At 43.4% G+C, this 16,554-nt stretch carries 15 protein-coding genes and 1 pseudogene; 8 read left to right on the top strand and 8 right to left on the bottom strand.

Annotated features, from left to right (window positions below; all coding sequences use genetic code 11):
* Positions 1-96 precede the first annotated feature (96 nt).
* From folK to LYNGBM3L_RS27890, 3 genes are all read right to left on the bottom strand, one after another.
* A complete protein-coding gene (folK, locus tag LYNGBM3L_RS27880) occupies positions 97-558 on the bottom strand; it encodes a 2-amino-4-hydroxy-6-hydroxymethyldihydropteridine diphosphokinase (RefSeq protein WP_008189308.1) in 462 nt (153 codons plus the stop codon).
* A complete protein-coding gene (locus tag LYNGBM3L_RS27885; protein WP_008189310.1) occupies positions 555-977 on the bottom strand; it encodes a FolB domain-containing protein in 423 nt (140 codons plus the stop codon). Before LYNGBM3L_RS27885 ends, folK begins: the two co-directional genes overlap by 4 nt.
* Positions 978-1,148: 171 nt before the next feature.
* Positions 1,149-1,856, bottom strand: coding sequence for an SDR family oxidoreductase (locus LYNGBM3L_RS27890; protein ID WP_008189312.1), 708 nt, complete (start codon positions 1,854-1,856; stop codon positions 1,149-1,151).
* A 296-nt stretch (positions 1,857-2,152) separates the two neighbouring features.
* Here LYNGBM3L_RS27890 and rppA point away from each other — a divergent pair, with 296 nt between their 5' ends.
* Positions 2,153-2,827: a two-component system response regulator RppA gene (gene rppA / locus LYNGBM3L_RS27895; protein ID WP_008189315.1), complete on the top strand. Its 675-nt coding sequence runs from the start codon at positions 2,153-2,155 to the stop codon at positions 2,825-2,827.
* A 34-nt stretch (positions 2,828-2,861) separates the two neighbouring features.
* On the opposite strand, the gene LYNGBM3L_RS27900 is transcribed toward rppA, so the two are convergent.
* From LYNGBM3L_RS27900 to LYNGBM3L_RS27920, 4 genes are all read right to left on the bottom strand, one after another.
* Positions 2,862-3,491 (bottom strand): ribonuclease HII, encoded by a 630-nt coding sequence (locus LYNGBM3L_RS27900; protein ID WP_008189316.1) that lies wholly within the window; start codon positions 3,489-3,491, stop codon positions 2,862-2,864.
* Complete coding sequence (rne, locus tag LYNGBM3L_RS27905) at positions 3,488-5,476, bottom strand: ribonuclease E (RefSeq protein WP_008189318.1); 1,989 nt, start codon at positions 5,474-5,476, stop codon at positions 3,488-3,490. Before rne ends, LYNGBM3L_RS27900 begins: the two co-directional genes overlap by 4 nt.
* A gap of 2,079 nt (positions 5,477-7,555) precedes the next feature.
* Complete coding sequence (locus LYNGBM3L_RS27915; RefSeq protein ID WP_044495099.1) at positions 7,556-8,725, bottom strand: cysteine desulfurase family protein; 1,170 nt, start codon at positions 8,723-8,725, stop codon at positions 7,556-7,558.
* A 429-nt stretch (positions 8,726-9,154) separates the two neighbouring features.
* A complete protein-coding gene (locus tag LYNGBM3L_RS27920; protein WP_143764240.1) occupies positions 9,155-9,784 on the bottom strand; it encodes a hypothetical protein in 630 nt (209 codons plus the stop codon).
* 233 nt (positions 9,785-10,017) lie between these two features.
* Here LYNGBM3L_RS27920 and LYNGBM3L_RS44480 point away from each other — a divergent pair, with 233 nt between their 5' ends.
* Both LYNGBM3L_RS44480 and LYNGBM3L_RS27925 read left to right on the top strand, forming a co-directional pair.
* Complete coding sequence (locus LYNGBM3L_RS44480) at positions 10,018-10,164, top strand: hypothetical protein (protein ID WP_154659943.1); 147 nt, start codon at positions 10,018-10,020, stop codon at positions 10,162-10,164.
* A gap of 165 nt (positions 10,165-10,329) precedes the next feature.
* The gene (locus tag LYNGBM3L_RS27925; protein ID WP_161603197.1) at positions 10,330-11,193 is read left to right on the top strand and encodes a helix-turn-helix domain-containing protein; all 864 of its coding nucleotides are present in this window, start codon (positions 10,330-10,332) and stop codon (positions 11,191-11,193) included.
* Between the two features lie 250 nt (positions 11,194-11,443).
* Here LYNGBM3L_RS27925 and LYNGBM3L_RS27930 read toward each other — a convergent pair whose 3' ends face one another.
* The gene (locus LYNGBM3L_RS27930) at positions 11,444-11,923 is read right to left on the bottom strand and encodes a 4-Cys prefix domain-containing protein (RefSeq protein WP_008189333.1); all 480 of its coding nucleotides are present in this window, start codon (positions 11,921-11,923) and stop codon (positions 11,444-11,446) included.
* A 783-nt stretch (positions 11,924-12,706) separates the two neighbouring features.
* Here LYNGBM3L_RS27930 and LYNGBM3L_RS38980 point away from each other — a divergent pair.
* From LYNGBM3L_RS38980 to LYNGBM3L_RS41985, 5 genes and pseudogenes are all read left to right on the top strand, one after another.
* Positions 12,707-13,840 (top strand): annotated as a pseudogene (locus LYNGBM3L_RS38980) (IS630 family transposase).
* 172 nt (positions 13,841-14,012) lie between these two features.
* The gene (locus LYNGBM3L_RS27945) at positions 14,013-14,198 is read left to right on the top strand and encodes a hypothetical protein (RefSeq protein ID WP_044495103.1); all 186 of its coding nucleotides are present in this window, start codon (positions 14,013-14,015) and stop codon (positions 14,196-14,198) included.
* 100 nt (positions 14,199-14,298) lie between these two features.
* Complete coding sequence (locus tag LYNGBM3L_RS27950) at positions 14,299-14,850, top strand: NUDIX hydrolase (protein ID WP_008189336.1); 552 nt, start codon at positions 14,299-14,301, stop codon at positions 14,848-14,850.
* Positions 14,843-16,267, top strand: coding sequence for an FAD-binding domain-containing protein (locus tag LYNGBM3L_RS27955; protein ID WP_008189337.1), 1,425 nt, complete (start codon positions 14,843-14,845; stop codon positions 16,265-16,267). Before LYNGBM3L_RS27950 ends, LYNGBM3L_RS27955 begins: the two co-directional genes overlap by 8 nt.
* Before the next feature lie 25 nt (positions 16,268-16,292).
* Positions 16,293-16,554: hypothetical protein (locus tag LYNGBM3L_RS41985; protein ID WP_143764241.1), on the top strand; the 262-nt coding region annotated here is incomplete at its 3' end.

The following is a 16,554-nucleotide window of genomic DNA, read 5'->3' on the forward strand; positions in this document are numbered from 1 at the left end:
TCCTTAGGTGCGCTCTTAGCACTAAGAATTAAATTCGCTTGATTGTCGCACCTGTTGAATACTTATGATTCCGGGGGGTAAGTCATTAGTTATTTGTTAAACGTTTAAATCAGGAATCAGCTCTAGCACAGTTTTTTTAATGAAATCCCGCTGATAAAAGTCAGGATCAACAATCCTTCGATTCCAGACCACAATGTCTAAATCTATACAGCGCGGTCCATTTTTATTGGGTAGGTGCGCTTTCCGTTGGCGAATTAAATTCGCCACGGGTCGCACCTCTTGCTTAACCCGCCCTTGGTCAATTTCGACTTGTTTAAGTTTTTGACGAAAGGTCTCAAAACCGTCTTCTGTATGAATTAAAAAGGCACCATTTAGAAAATCCGGTTGATCAGTAAAGCCTATGGGTTTTGTTAGGTAAAATCGAGATTCATTAACAAAATTATCAATTTTTGATAATTTATCTTTTGCTAGCTTTACATTTTTATTAGGTTCAATGTTAGAGCCAACACTTACTACCACTTCATTCACTACCACTTCATTCACTACCACTTCATTCATCGTTTAGCACTCAATTCTATAGACACAGAATCGGAAAATCGCAAAGCAAAAGGTTTATCAACTTTAACCTTAGCCCATATTATCCGGTGATTTTCCATTACAATATCTAAAATCATCTGGGTTAGCTTTTCTAGTAAATTAAACTCACTTTCTTCCACTGCTTTAATTACACGCTTAGTTAGGGTTTTATAATTTAGGGTATCTTCAACGCGATCGCTTTTTGTAGAATTTCCTGGGGTAAAGCCAGCCTTAATATTAATCACAACATCTTGTTTAGTTTTTCTTTCCCAGTCATTAAAGCCAATTATCGTTCTGAGTCTTAAATTTTTTATCTCCAGCAGCGCTTCAACATAACTGTGTTGTTTTTTGCTCCCGAAATCATTAACTTTTATTGATGTAATATCAGTAAGTTGTGTCATATCTTTGATGTATCTAGTCTTGATTAAGTTTATTGTCAGCTATCAGCCGTAAGCTATCAGCCATCAGCTGATGCGCTACGCCCACGCTACTTGAGGTGCCTTCAGCTAGCAGAATCAGATATCAGTTATCAGATATCAGTTATAATTGAAAAGCTTAGGGCTTACAGTTGATTACAAATGTTGACCACCATCTACAAATAATAACTGTCCGGTAACAAATTGATTAGAGAGCAAATAGCGAACAGCCTGACAAATCTGCGACTCATTGCCCTGGCTATGCATGGGTACTCTTTGTCTAAGTTTTTCGATATACTGTTCACTTGCCCCGGCTGGAAGTAAAATCCACCCAGGGCAAATTCCATTCACTCGAATATTTGGAGCTAATTCCCAAGCTGCCATTTCGGTTAAGTTAGCCAAGGCTTTCTTAGCTAATGTATAAGCAGAATAGGAAAAATCATTCTTGTTGATTCTGGTATCAATAATATTGATAATGTTCCCTTTTTGATAAAGACGAGCAAAATCACGGGTAAAGAAATACGGAGCCTTAAAGTTTACAGCAAAGTGACTGTCAAACAAGTCAAGTTCCGTTTCTTTTAGGGTTGCTGGTTCAAAAATAGAAGCATTATTCACCAACACATCAAGCTCAGGAACATCTGCTTTCACCCTTGGCAAAAGATTGAGCATATCTTGGTCAAAGGTTAGATCAGCTTGGTAAAACCGACAATTTCGGTCTAGGGACTGGATCTGTTTCCCTAGGATTTCCGCGTCTTGGCGAGAACTGTTGTAATGAATCGCTAGATCATAGCCGTGTTTCGCTAAGTCTAATGCGATCGCTTTACCAATCCTTTTGGTGCCACCTGTAACCAATGCCCAAGCCATACTGGTTTGTCTTTCTAGCCTTTAAATGATAATTACCTTGTGATTAACTGTATCTTAACTAAGACAGTATATCAAGTAGCTGATCCCATTTATCAATAAATTGGGTGTTTACAAGTTCGTTAATAACCCACGCTACAGATAGAGTACCTGCGTAAGTCGTATAATTTTTACTTAGGTGCGCTTGACCTTGGCGAATTAAATTAGCTCAAGGCGCGCGCCTTCGGGTCGCACCTATTGATAGTGAACCGTCAACCGTCAACTATCAACAAAATCGATTAATTGCTAATCGCTAAAAAATGCGTATCCTATTAGTAGATGATGAAATTGAGCTGACTGACCCCCTGTCTCGGGTATTAACTCGTGAAGGTTACACTGTAGATGTGGCTTATAATGGGGCGTCAGGAAATGAATTAGCTTGCGTTGGCGCTTATGACTTGTTAATCTTAGACTGGATGCTACCGCACATTTCTGGGTTAGAAATTTGCCAACAAATGCGATCGCATGACGCCACTACCCCAGTTCTTTTTCTAACCGCCAAGGACACTGTAGATGACCGAGTCATGGGATTAGATGCTGGTGCTGACGACTATCTAGTTAAACCATTTGAACTGCGGGAGTTACTCGCTAGAGTCCGGGCTCTGCTTCGGCGTTCTGCTGCGACTGATGCCCATCCCAGCCAGCGGTTACGGGTTGGACAATTAGAATTAGACTTAAACAATCAAATTGCTTATCGCCACGGACACCCAATTGAGCTATCGGAAAAAGAAAGTCAACTGCTAGGGTACTTCATGAGCCATGTTGGTCTATTATTATCTCACAAGCAAATTTATCAACATTTGTGGCCATCCGAGGAAATCCCAAAAAGTAACAATTTAGCTGCTCTAGTTCGTTTGTTGCGTCGCAAAATCGAAATTAAGGGTTCCGCCCCCCTGATCCATACAGTTTATGGTAAGGGTTATCGGTTTGGTTGATTGTTATTTGTTAATAAACAACTTATTTAACTTGTTAACAAGTTATACTACAGGGGCTAAAGGACATGCGATGCAGCCGACATGGTCCGTATTTTTGTAGTGCTAACCGATGCTTTTTGGTACCATAGCCCATGTTTGCTGTCAAATCATACTCTGAATACTTGGCAGCTAGACGAATGATTAAATCATCACGCCACACCTTGGCTACAATACTGGCCGCTGCAATATGAAGCGATCGCTGATCCCCCTTTACTAGATTTCGTTGTGCTATCGGTAAATCTGGCAACACCTGTAACCCATCAATCAGACAAATATCGGGCTTAACTTTTAATTTAAGCACAGCCCGTTTCATAGCTAACAATGACGCCTGTAAGATATTGAGCTGGTCAATTTCTGCACTAGTGGCATAACCAATAGTCCAATCCAGTGCCAATCCCTGAATTTCTTCAGACAGCCTTTGGCGTCGTTTCCGGGACAACTTTTTACTATCTTTAACGCCAGCTAGAGCCAGTTGTGGCAGGACAGATACAGGTAAAATCACTGCTGCTGCCACCACTGGACCAAATAAGGCACCTCGCCCTACTTCATCTACTCCAGCCACTAAGGAGGGAGTACCGGATAAATCCGGTAACTCACACACTTCAGTGGCTTTGTCCGTGTTCATTTATCCAATGCTGAAGAACGGCGACGGCGGCGGCGCACTATGGGGGGACTGTTAATAGTGCCATTGGTAGTACTCAGTTGATCAGATTCAGTTTCTGGAATTGGTGTGGCAGCAGTAGATTGCACCAATTCTGATTCATCTAACTCTAGCTGATCGTCGATGGAGGATTGACTATTAGTTGAATCGGTAGTTGAATCGGTAGTTAAATCAGTAGTTGAATCGGTAGTTGAATCGGTAGTTGTATTGGATAATTCTTCTTCATTATCCTCGATTTTTTCTCCCGGCAGTAACACTGAGATAATTGCTGACCTAGGATCTTTCACCTCTCGGTCTAAATGTAGTATAGGGGAAATGCCCATCAACCCATAAACATCTTGTTCTTCTGGGCTCATTTCAACCCTGACCAATTCTGGTGGTTCCTTCTCTTGAGCAAACTTGACTAGCTGGGGTTTTTCTACTCCTGAGGTGGATACCTCGGCTTCTGTGATGGCATCAAAGTTGGATGAGACAGAGATCACCCTATTTACTCCCCTAGTAATTGGTTCTTCCCTAATCACGGGGTCATCAATACGACGGCGGCGGCGGCGGCGATTATTTACCGCTCCCCGTTCCTGATAACTGGGGTGATTGAGCAAGTCCAACTCCTGATCATTCTCAGGAGATAACTCTACGGGTTCGGGGAACTCTGGAATGCTTCGCTCCGTCGGTGACGGGATCGGTGCTAAGGTCTCTAGTGCTTCTGCTTCCACTTCACCGGGAAGATGTACCAGATGACCTAACCCGCCACAGGTAGCGCAGGCTTTACCAAACAACTCGTAAATATTTTGCCCTTGGCGCTTGCGAGTCAGTTCCACTAAGCCAAGTTCCGAAAGCTGGGCAATCTGTGGTCGGGCTTTGTCCTCTTTTAGGGCTTGATTGAAGTGTTCGAGAACCTGCAACTGATCCCGCCTAGTGTCCATATCAATAAAGTCAACAACGATCACCCCAGCTAGGTTACGTAGGCGCAGCTGGCGGGCAATTTCTGTTGCTGCCTCACAGTTAGTCCACAGAACCGTTTCCCGTGCTGTAGCTGAGCGGGTAAAGGAACCAGAGTTCACATCAATTACAGTTAGGGCTTCGGTAGGTTCAATGATAATGTAGCCACCAGATGGTAAATCTACTCTTGGCTTGAGGGCTTCTCGAATTGCAGCATTGACCCGGAAGTATGCCAAAATTGGCATGCGATCGCGATGATGGTCAATCAAGACCCCTTCTGGTGCTTGACCTCCGCTCCAGCTCAACAAGTGTTGTTTAACCCGTTTGACTGCAGTACTAGAATCGACCACAATCCGATTAACATCAGCAGTGTACATATCCCGGAGGACACGCTGAATAAAATCATCATCCCGATTAAGTAGGGCTGGTGCTCTGGTAGAGGTTGCTTCGAGCTGGACAGCTTCCCATTGTTTTTGCAGGTTTTCCAAATCTTCCATAATGGCTTCTTCGGCTCTGCCTTCAGCTTCGGTGCGCACCAGCACTCCCATGCCCGATGGTTTGATTAGAATTGCTAGAGCTCTGAGGCGATTGCGTTCACTTTCGCTCTTAATCCGCCGAGACAAGTTCACTCCTCGGCCATAAGGCATCAGCACCAAATAGCGACCGGGTAAGCTAATATTACCTGTGAGCCTTGGCCCTTTGTTACCAGTGGGTTCTTTCATCACTTGTACCAACACCTTCTGCTGGGGAGTCAGCAGTTCGGTGATCGCACCAGACCGGCGTTTCAAGCGCAATGGTCCTAAGTCTGTCACATGAATAAAACCATTGCGATCGGGATCACCAATGTTGACAAATGCTGCATCAATACCCGGTAAGACATTTTCTACAACGCCGAGATAAATATCACCGACCTGGTGATTACCGGTGGCAACTACTAGTTCTTGAATTTGATCTTCCCAAAATACAGCAGCAAGTTGATGTTGCTCTGCAATAATAATTTGCTTTGGCATGCAATTTCCTCAAAACTTGGTAGTACGCTTAGTCCTACAGTTAACGATAGGAGTCGTACTCTATTTCTAGGTCTGAAATGTTCGGTGATTTACTGCCATTAAACTGATCGGCCACAGGGACTAATAAATATACTATGAATAATTAGAGTATTTTGTTGCTCATTGTTTGAGGGACAACTTTAGTCAATGGCTGTAGTCAATGGCTGTAGTTAATGGCTGTAGTTAATGGCTGTAGTCAATGGCCCTGAAACTGTCTCGAAGCCCCTTCTGTTTAGAGGGGGGTGCTGACAGGGGGTTTTGTGGTTTGGTGAATGGGATTGTAGCGGCTCTGTTGATTGTACCACTTGGAGGCGCGACATTGGTTCTATACTTTAAGACTCGCTTTCCACTAGGATCTTCTGTCCCAAAGTCGAAAATTTTTGAGGTGCGACCCGAAGGCGCGACCCAAGGCCGCGAGCAATCCCTCGCGGCCTTGGAGGCGCGGACAAACAGCGAATTTAATTCGCCAAGGTCAAGGGCACCTAATTAACTTGAGTTTTTCCACAACTGCTTCATACAGATAAATTTAACCCGGTAATTCTCGGCAGATGCCGGAAGCCGTGTATAGCACGTCAATTGTTAATTGACGAGGAGGTATCTCTTTTGGCTTTCAGGAAAAAATCCCAAAAGCGCTTTTGCTTACAGCCAATGCATTTACTACAGAATAACTTAACTATTGTTTGATACTTCAATGGCTCTCAGCTCGATTATTGCTTCTGGAGTCTTTATCAGCAGACTCCCAAATCTCAAGCTTCTGTGGCTGTTACGGCAATTATACCAGGTAAATCCGACGACTTTCCGGAAACTTCCGGAGAATCATTGATTAGGACTTACAAGTCAGTTGACCCCTTATCGGCATTGTTCGGGATTTACCACAAACTACCGAATTGGCACCAATCTATCCAAAAGTTCTGATTTTTTATTAGCTTGAGTATTTCCTGACTAGAGGTCAAGATATTCTTCAGGGTTTCTGTCTATATCTCCTGAATCTCCCTGTTTCAGCAGCTTTACTGCTTAGATTTAGGGTTTACAGGCACACATGTTTGCCTTGTTGGGGATTTGACACTCCCCGGTCTTTAGACGCGGGGATTCGTTAAGAATCCATAAACGAATCTTACAGGCGTAGTCAAAGCGCCCCTACTGAGTTCTGTCAGTCAGTTCAATCCCAACAGTTCCCGCTACTTTTCTTGCAAAAATTATGCTTTCCAGGTACTACCACTTAGCCAGTTCGGTACGCTCTGCGATCTGCAATTATTTACCCGTTCACAAGAGGATTAGCGCAATGTAATCGTTGAGGGTCGGTATCTCTCCGGTACTAGAGTCGCTTCATCACATAGGCGTCTGCCTGTACTCACATCATCATTATACATTTTTTTTGACGGCAGTTAAAACTGCCGTGTCGCGTTTCCTCCCCGCTTTAAAAAGACGGGGCTACCACGCTCCCGCGTATTTCCGTGTTATGTCCTGATCCCCTGTTGATTCGCCTACTCAAGGGTTTCCCGCTTGTCTTTCTGACTGGGGTTTCGACGATTCCCGCCCTACCATTGAGAGATTGACGACGAATTGGTTTGTCCTGTCGTGGTTAACACTAGAACCAAAGTTAATAGGCTTCGACCCTGCCGGACTGCTAACGGTGAATTTTCACACAGCCTTAGCTAGCTTCAATCATCATAGCAGATCAATTCTTTTGATAACTCAAGGGAAACTCACATTGAACGCACCGGAACTAATTCAAAGATTGATAGTTGGGGATTCTTTCGCTAATAGAAAATATCTATTAAAGTTCTTGCAGGAATTGGTTGTGCCTAAGGAGCGAAATCTCCTTTCTCTTGGTGCCCGTTCCCGTGGGCGTTGGAACCTCACCGGGATAGCACCACTGCCGTACCGATCTGATCGTAGCCTAGAAGCTTAGGCTTCAGGTGCGACTCGTGGCGAATTTAATTCGCCAAGTAAGAGCGCACCTATGCAATTTCAAAGCTGGTTTCGGTTACCCCACCCAAATTATAAAATATGGCTAGGGACTGCGCTCAACAATTTTGTTCAATTAATTTTGACTGTTTGAGATTGCCGCAGAGACTGAATAGTTGTGATCGTATGCTCAGCCACCTGCTCAATTTCCGCCATGGTATTAAAGCGTCCCATTCCAAACCGGATGGAGGCATAAGCCAGATTTTCCGGATGTCCTAGGGCTAATAGTACGTGGGAAGGAGCTACAGTTGCCGAGGAACAAGCTGAGCCAGAAGAAACGGCTGCCACAGGCTGTAATCCTAGCATCAGGGCTGCGCCATCTACTCCCTCCACACTAATGTTAAGGTTTCCGGACAATCGCTGGGTAGGATGACCATTGATCTGGATACCTTCTAGTCTAGAGAGAGATTTCCACAGACTCTCCCGCAGTTCCATCAACCGTTGAGATTCTGAGGGTTGTTCTTCTAACCCCAGTTCTATAGCCTTAGCGAACCCCACAATCTGAGGGGTATAAAGTGTACCAGAACGCATCCCTCGTTCATGCCCACCGCCATGGAGCTGGGGTGCAAGCCTTACTCTGGGGTTACGACGCCGGAAATAGAGAGCCCCAATGCCCTTTGGTCCATAAATTTTATGGGCTGTCAAGGACATTAAATCAATCTTCATCGACTGCACATCCAAGGGGATTTTGCCAATAGCCTGGGCAGCATCTGTATGGAAAAGTACATTATGCTGGCGACAAAGATCCCCAATTTCGGCCAATGGCTGCAACACTCCAATTTCATTATTGGCTGCCATCACTGACACTAAAATGGTATCAGGACGGAAAGCCTGCTCCAGCTGGCTTAAATCCACTAGTCCATCAGCTTTTACTGGTAGAAATGTCACCTCAAACCCTAGGGTTTCTAAATAATGACAGGGGTCAAGAACAGCATTGTGTTCAGTTTGTACGGTAATCAGGTGACGTCCTTTACTTAAATATGCCTCAGCCACCCCTTTAATGGCTAGATTGTTAGCCTCTGTGGCACCACTGGTAAAAATGATCTCGACCGGTGTGGCATGAATAGCATCTGCCAGAATCTGACGCCCTTGTTTCACCGCCGCTTCAGCTTCCCAGCCATAGGTATGGCTGATACTGGATGGATTGCCAAAATGTTCAGTGAAGTAGGGTAACATTGCCTCAAGCACCCGTTGATCCATAGGTGTTGTGGCATGGCAGTCTAGGTAAATTGGGCGATGCATGGTTTTTCGTTGATTAAAAATTGCAGCTGGATATTCCGCCTACACTCGTAGAGTTAGGAGGGGAGGAATGCTGCATTAAACTAATGGTTTCCCTGATTTCCATAGGACTGCTAAGGGATACATTATTATCAACTTCCTCCCCATCACCTGATCACCCCATGATCACGTGCGACCCGTGGCGAATTAAATTAGCAAACGGAAAGCGCACCTAAGAGGTTTGACAACTCAAATCAGATTCCTAGATCTCGAGTCAACAGTTTTTGAGACTGTTTTCTTGGATGACCAATGGCTACAGGTGAAAATCCCATAAATCACATTATCCAATGGCTGCTTGTGGATGGTTCCTTGTCCATTTTCCATTTTTTGGCAGCTTTCGCTGCTCATTCTCCTCACAACGCACTCCACCCTTTAAGAATTTAGTGCAGTTCATCAAAACGGCAATTTTGACTGAATACGCTTTAACTCGAGACATGTTGAACAGATTGATTTAATTTTCCCTGGTGTCAAGGCAGAATTAACTACACGAGTTTTGAGACCACATTTAGGACAGATGGGTTGGTGATTAATGATCACCCACATGCCCCACTTGAACTGAATTACCTTTTCAAGCTCAAGCTGTTTCAGTCCTTGGGCAAGTCGCTGTTCTGAATACCGGCACTTCCTGTTCAATTCATCTTGAGTCAGTTTCCCATAGTCAGATGTACAGAGCAGATGAATGATTTTACCACAGGTTTCTTCTAAGTTACTTACTTGTTCTTGGGGAGCTACAGGCTTCTCCGGTTTGGTGTAGCGGGGAGGGCACAGTGGGTAGCTCGAGAAATTCACTCGATTGTGTGTAGTGACTTTCTGTGTAGTGACTTTCTGTGTAGTGACTTTCTGCTTCCAACGGACTAACGTTGAAGAACCAGCGTGGCCACTTGTCATGGGAATGTAGCACTTATCTGACTTAATTTTGAGTTGCTGATTTTCCTGATTAAGGGTATTGCTTTGCTTCGCGGTTACCCTTTTATCCCAGTTCTGATGCTTTAACATATGGTGTCGATGTTCAACCCTTTTCACAACCATCCTAATTTTGTTAAAAATATTGTACAACCGTGATTATACGTAAGATACTCTTTTGCCCACCAGGGAGTTGCCACTGAGTTTTCACGGAGAAGATTAGCGATGGTCCATTCATGTTTTGGCAGGATGGTGGTATGGCGCTACGCTTAGCGTCAGAAGTCAGAAGTCAGAAGTCAGAAGTAAGCTAGACTCACGTTTCGGAGTTTAGGAGCGATGCAGAGGTGCGACCCGTGGCGAATTTAATAATTAGATGCGGAAAACGCACCATTACGGTCTTGGGGAGGCAGCGCGGTCTTGGGGGTTTCCCCCACTCGCTATTGCCGTGGTTTCCCCCACTCGCTATTGCATCAAGAAAATGTCCTAATTTGAATGCGTAGTGCTATATGGACGCGCTTCGCTTCTGGCTATGCGATCGCATAGCCAGTTGGGGTCAATTTCGATCAGGGTGCTCCCTACCAAAGCCGATAATGGTCACGCCCGAGCCCACACTTACCGGATCGGGAAGTGTTAGATTATTTCATCAGAACAGAGTGGTAAAAAAATTGGACACAAGTAAAGACAGTTCCTTAAAACACAGCAAAATTCACCAAAGGCTAAGTCAATTGATTAAGGTACTGGCTCAAAAATTTGGTAGTGTCCGGGAACTTGCTAGGCAAGTCAATGTCACTAACAACACCTTGACAAATTGGATGAATTTTGATAATACTCCCAGCTTAGAGAAGCTAGAGAGGCTGGCTAAAGGTATTGGTTGGACAACGGAAGAGTTGATCAGCTTCTTGGTAAGTGAGGAAAACCCGATCGAAGCTATTGAACGGAACAAGAAATCGAGTCCCTCTACTTTGACACCACCTATTTCCATGGAGCAAATTTTGGCAGAGCTTCAGTGGCGACCAGTAGAGCAATTAGTTGAGATTAATTTAGCGATCGCTAAACGGTTGCAAAGGGAATTCAGTGGCTCGACGGATACCACCGGCCTAGAGGAGGTGTTAAATCAGTCTCCTAAATTTGAGGAACTCAAGGGAGTTAAATTTATTTCGCTGAGCTTAAAGGCGAGGCGACGATTAAAGAATTGGGTAACAATCTGCCAAAGTTATGTAGGCTTGAGTCCAGAGGAATTCATCCAAGTTGCTGTCGAGAAGCACAAAATTGACCCAGGGACGTTTGGGCTATTTTATAAGAGCATCATGGAACTCTCTAGTACTCCGTTTCCCCAGAGTTACTATGAGTGGCTTTTCCCGTTAATTTCTCCAGTGAGTGGTTGGATTGGGTCAGCACAAGAAACTCCTATTCTAGATTTTTCGAGAACTTACACAGAAACTTATACAGAACCTTGGAGTAATTTTATTGAGAACTTAGAAGACATTAGTAATGGAGTGAGTACCAAGTCTAGTTCAGTCCTGTGTTAAGCAGGTTTTGTTAACGGTTGACGATTGACGGTTGACGGTTGACTGTCAAGGCTGAAGATAAGCAAACTGTCTACAAATAAACCATTGCGTTAATGCTGCACTTTAAATCAAAAGTTTAGATTGAAATAGCAATCCGTGTAGGAATTGTGATAATTTTTGTTCCGGTGATCCGCTGTTCCCTTTGCTAAAGTTTAGATCAAATCACAGACTACCCGAAAACCAAAGGAGATATATTTGACACTCCCCGTCCTTAAAGGACGGGGAGTGTCAACAGTTGGGATAGCCATTCCAAGGCTAAGGTTTCGTCAATAGGGTGCTTGTTGTGTTGGTGCTGATACTCCTCTAAATCTAGTCCTTCAATGTATTCGAGCACCATGCAGTTTAAGCTGATCTCGTGGTTTCTGGGGGAGAAGATAAAGGTTCCTTCTGATTTGGTAATTCCTGGATGATTCAGCTGACTCAACACCCATGCTTCTTGCTCAAACAGCTCAATTGCCCGAGATTGATAGTCAGTCAAGACTTTGAGAACTTTGAGAGTGTTGTGATTACTTTTTTGATCACTGTTGTGATCAAGTACCTCATAGGTTTTACCGAAAGCACCTTTGTCACTGAGTAACCCAATCACGCGATAGCGTTCTGCCAAGAGTAAGTCCGAGCCACAGGCTTGGCAAAATAGGGTATCTTCTGTATTGTAAGGTTTAGAACAATCGGGATTAATGCACCAAGTCATGGTTCCCTACCTACGAGCTACTGATATGAGCTACTGATATGAGCTACTGATATGAGCTACTGATATGAGCTACTGATATGAGCTACTTAAGCGATCGCAAAACCTCAAAAATCTTCGAGGGACACAAGCGCGATGGCACTTTACTTTAGTTTTGGGTTGCCAGTCCTGCTTCATACCAAAACAACAGAGGTTTTGAACAGATGTTTTGATTGGTTTTTCCACCACCAAACTAATCGACAGGTTGTTAATAATAGCCTAAGGATTTAGTAGTCTATTGATAGGCTTAAAGCCAAGGTAGTTTAAACCCATTGGCTGTAGTATAACCACAGAATCCACGGGGTTTTAACCCGTGGGGATGTCAATCTAATTATTAGCTTAGTCTATTAGGTATTGTTTGTCATGCCAATTTGGCATTTGTTGCTGATCACTTGAAAAGGATGACAGTTCTTTACCTTACCAAAAATCCCTATATAATTTCTTGCCTCTTGCCTCTTGCATTTTGCCAATACCCAAGCGCGACTATGTTCACAACTCAACTAAAAATGCTATATAACGGTATCACTACTATAACCAAATACAGCTAATTTTAACTCCGTTTAATTACTGATAAAAATCTAATTATTATGAAATAATAAAGATATCGCTATTAACGATTTTTAGGATAGATTATCAATCTTAAATTATTAATATTAAACCTTAGACGGATGTAAAATAGCCAAGGTAAGCTGTTCGGCATTTAAATTGGTATAATAAAAATTAATAAATAACCCAATAATAGGAAATATGCCAGCAAAAAATTATCTGACAGCAAAAAACAATACTTCAAAAAGCCTTAAAAATAGAAGAAAATGGAAATATTAGAGAACGTATTTTAATTTTGCTGTTGTTGAATAGTGGAAAAACACAGTTAGAAATTGCTGAAGTTTTGGGTTGTTCAAAGAACACAGTCTGTTATTGGTGTGTCCACGGAGATCCAGATGACTTAGAGAGTCTTAAAGATAAAAGAATGAAAGGCAATCACCAAAAAGCAACAAAACAATATATAGAAGTATTATTAGAATTAGTCGAAAAAGAACCCGAAGAATTAGGATATGAATTTGGTCGATGGACAGCTCAAAAATTAGCCGTTCATTTAGAAGATACAACAGGCATCAAGTTAAGTGGGTCTCAAGTTCGTAGGATACTAGTCAAGAAAAAATATGTTTACCTTTGGTCAAAGTATAGCTTAGATTCTAAAAAAGACCATAAAAAAAGGGAAGCATTTAAAAAGAAACTAGATGAGTATTTAAAAATAGAAAAAGAAAGCCCAGAGCGTCTTCAGGTATGGTTTTGGGATGAAAGCGGATTTAGTTTGAGAGTCATCAGAAGAAAAAACTGGTGTAAAAGAGGAAAGCGAAAAAAAGTTAGAGGAGACCGTTCGCGCAGCGTCGGGCTTTGCCCGAAAGGCAAGGGAGAGTTAATGTGATGGGAGCTTTGCGATATTCAGATAAAAAAAGATTTGTAGATTTCCTCAAAAAAAGCAATAGTCAAACTTTTTATGAAGTTTTAAAAACCTTTTATAAAGAGCTAGAAAATGAATGGATGGAAGCGGGTAATCAACTAGAAGACTTTGCTAAGAAAGGACCGAAAATCGTCATTATTTTAGACAATGCTAGTTTTCACAAAAAAGCCGAATATATTCATAAAATAGAAGAAGATATGCCGAATATTTATTTAGAATATCTTCCCGAGTATAGTCCTGATTATAACTTAATTGAATTGGTTTGGCATTCAGCAAAAGAATATATTGCCAATCGAGTTTTCAAATCAATTGAAGAATTAGAATGTTTGTTAAATCATCTTTTAAATGAAGGAGGGTTAATTATAAAATGGGTACGAAAAATAAAAAACAAAGGCAATGCTGTTATCACAGTTTAAATGCGCAACAGCTTAGTAACAGTTAGTTCTAAACAGCTGGTAACATTAGTTACTGAATTCCTAAACACAGATGGGACGACAGCTTAAAAAACTGGAGTTTAAAAAACTGGCATCCGGGAAGCAGTCACCCTTACTCTAGGTCTGGTAACCATTAGCCTAAAGCTGAAAGCCCATGGGGGAAAGAGCCTTGGTGCTTCCCTGGCACAAATTGCCCGGATTGGGTAGAATCAGTGACGGGATTTGCGATCGCAGGTCAGCTATCAGCTATCAGCGTGTCGCGTATCAGCGAACAGCGATTAGCGCTACGCGCACGCTACACCGAACAGCTATCAGCTATCAGCCTTTGGCTGACCGCTGACCGCTGACCCTTATCAGCTATCAGCCTTTGGCTGACCGCTGACCGCTGACCGCTGACCGCTGACCGCTGAATGCTTAATCCTTAATCTTTCATACTTCTTATGCTACCTGGTCAAGAACCCCCTCAACTCCTGAAAAAACACCTATTTTTCCAAGGAAGACGATTTAGTTTCGAGGTGAATAATCTACGTCTTCCTAATCAATCAGAAGGGCAATGGGAATGTATCCGTCACCCTGGTGGTTCCTTGGCGGTACCGGTAACACCCGATGGTAAACTGGTACTAGTACGGCAATATCGCTTTGCTGTTAGTGGGCGTCTTTTGGAATTCCCTGCTGGTACGGTAGAATCCCATGAAAACCCAGCTGAAACTATTAAACGGGAAATAGAAGAAGAAACTGGCTATCGCGCTCATCGCTGGAAATCTTTGGGGAAATTTCCCCTTGCTCCTGGCTATTCCGATGAGTACATTTATGCGTTTCTGGCGGAGGATTTGGAGAAATTGGAAGCCCCTCCTAAGCAAGATGATGATGAGGATATAGAGGTGGTTTTAATGACACCAAAAGAGTTAGAACAAGCTATCTTGGAGGGTGAGCCAGTGGATGCTAAATCTATTTCCAGCTTTTTTATGGCTCGCCCGTTCTTGAATGACTAACCTGATTCTATTCTGGCATCGCCGTGATTTACGGATTTCTGACAATGTGGGACTAGCTGCTGCTTTTGAGCTAAGTCCCAAGCTTGTCGGTGTTTTCTGTCTTGACCCTACTATTCTAGAGCGGGATGATATTGCCCCAGCAAGAGTAACTTATATGATTGGCTGCTTAGAACAATTGCAGCAGGGTTACAGGCAAGCTGGTAGTCAACTATTAATCCTACATCAAGACCCTAGGCAAGGAATTCCTAATTTAGCTGCTGCTCTGGAGGCTAAGGCTGTTTGTTGGAATTGGGATGTGGAACCTTATTCTAAGGAACGGGATCAAGATGTAGCAGCAGGGTTGAAGGAAAAGGGTATTGCTGTCTATAACTATTGGGATCAGTTATTACACGCACCAGGAGAAATTTTCACTAAGTCTGGCAATCCCTATAGTGTCTACACTCCTTTCTGGAAAAATTGGCAAGGTCAATCTAAGGCAGAACCTGTGGCAACTTTGACTAGGGTTGAATCCTTGACGGAAATAGAACAAGACAATGCCCTAGCAGCAGGGGTGACTGATTTACCTAGTGCTATAGATTTGGGGTATGTCTGGGAGAATGAACTGTTAGTGCCACCAGGGGAAAAGGTAGCCCAAGAGATACTGGAGGAATTTTGCGATCGCACTATTGGGGATTATCACGAACAACGTAATTTCCCAGGGGTGGATGGTACCTCGAAACTTAGTGCTGCTCTCAAGTTTGGTGTGATTGGGATTCGCAGGGTTTGGCAGGCCGCTCAGAATGCTTATAATTTGAGTCGCAGTGATGAAGCTCGCCAAAGTATCCAAACTTGGCAACAGGAACTGGCTTGGCGGGAGTTTTACCAACATGCTATGTATTTCTTCCCAGAATTAGCACAAGGACCTTATCGCCAGAAATTCCAAGATTTTCCCTGGGATAATAATCCAGAATTCTTTCAAGCTTGGTGTGAGGGCAAGACTGGCTACCCGATCGTTGATGCTGCGATGAGGCAGTTAAATCAAACCGGATGGATGCATAACCGCTGTCGGATGATTGTTGCTAGTTTTCTGACTAAGGATTTGATTATTAATTGGCAGTGGGGGGAAAAGTATTTTATGCAGCGGTTATCGGATGGAGACCTTAGTGCTAATAATGGTGGTTGGCAATGGAGTGCCTCTAGTGGGATGGATCCTAAACCATTGCGAATTTTTAACCCAGCTAGTCAGGCTAAAAAGTTTGACCCGGACGGTGAGTATATTCGGGAATGGTTACCGGAGTTGAGTTCTGTGGATACGGAGTATGTGGTGAGTGGGAAGATTCCTGAAAGCGGACGCGAAATGTGTGGGTATCCAGCACCAATTGTCGATCATAATCAGCAGCAGCGTCGGTTTAAGGAATTATATAAGGAATTGCAGTGATGCCAAGGCGTTGCTTAATAATGGAATGATTTTAAGAGTAGGTGCGCGCCTCCTAGGCCGGGGAACCCGGCCTTGGGTCGCACCTGTGGAATGGGCATCAGGCGTGGAACTGGCATCTTGTGTAGAACTGGCATCTTGCCAGTTTCCTCCTTATTTTCGAGCGGGCAGGATGCCCACTCTACTCCTATTGATTCCAAGATTCAGCAATGCCAATGCCAAAGGTGGTGCGTTACGGGGCGGATGCTGTTGGCGAAATATTTCGCGAACTTACCTTGAAGCCCGATCAG

Origin of the sequence: Moorena producens 3L (assembly GCF_000211815.1) — a bacterium.
GTDB classification, from domain to species: domain Bacteria; phylum Cyanobacteriota; class Cyanobacteriia; order Cyanobacteriales; family Coleofasciculaceae; genus Moorena; species Moorena producens.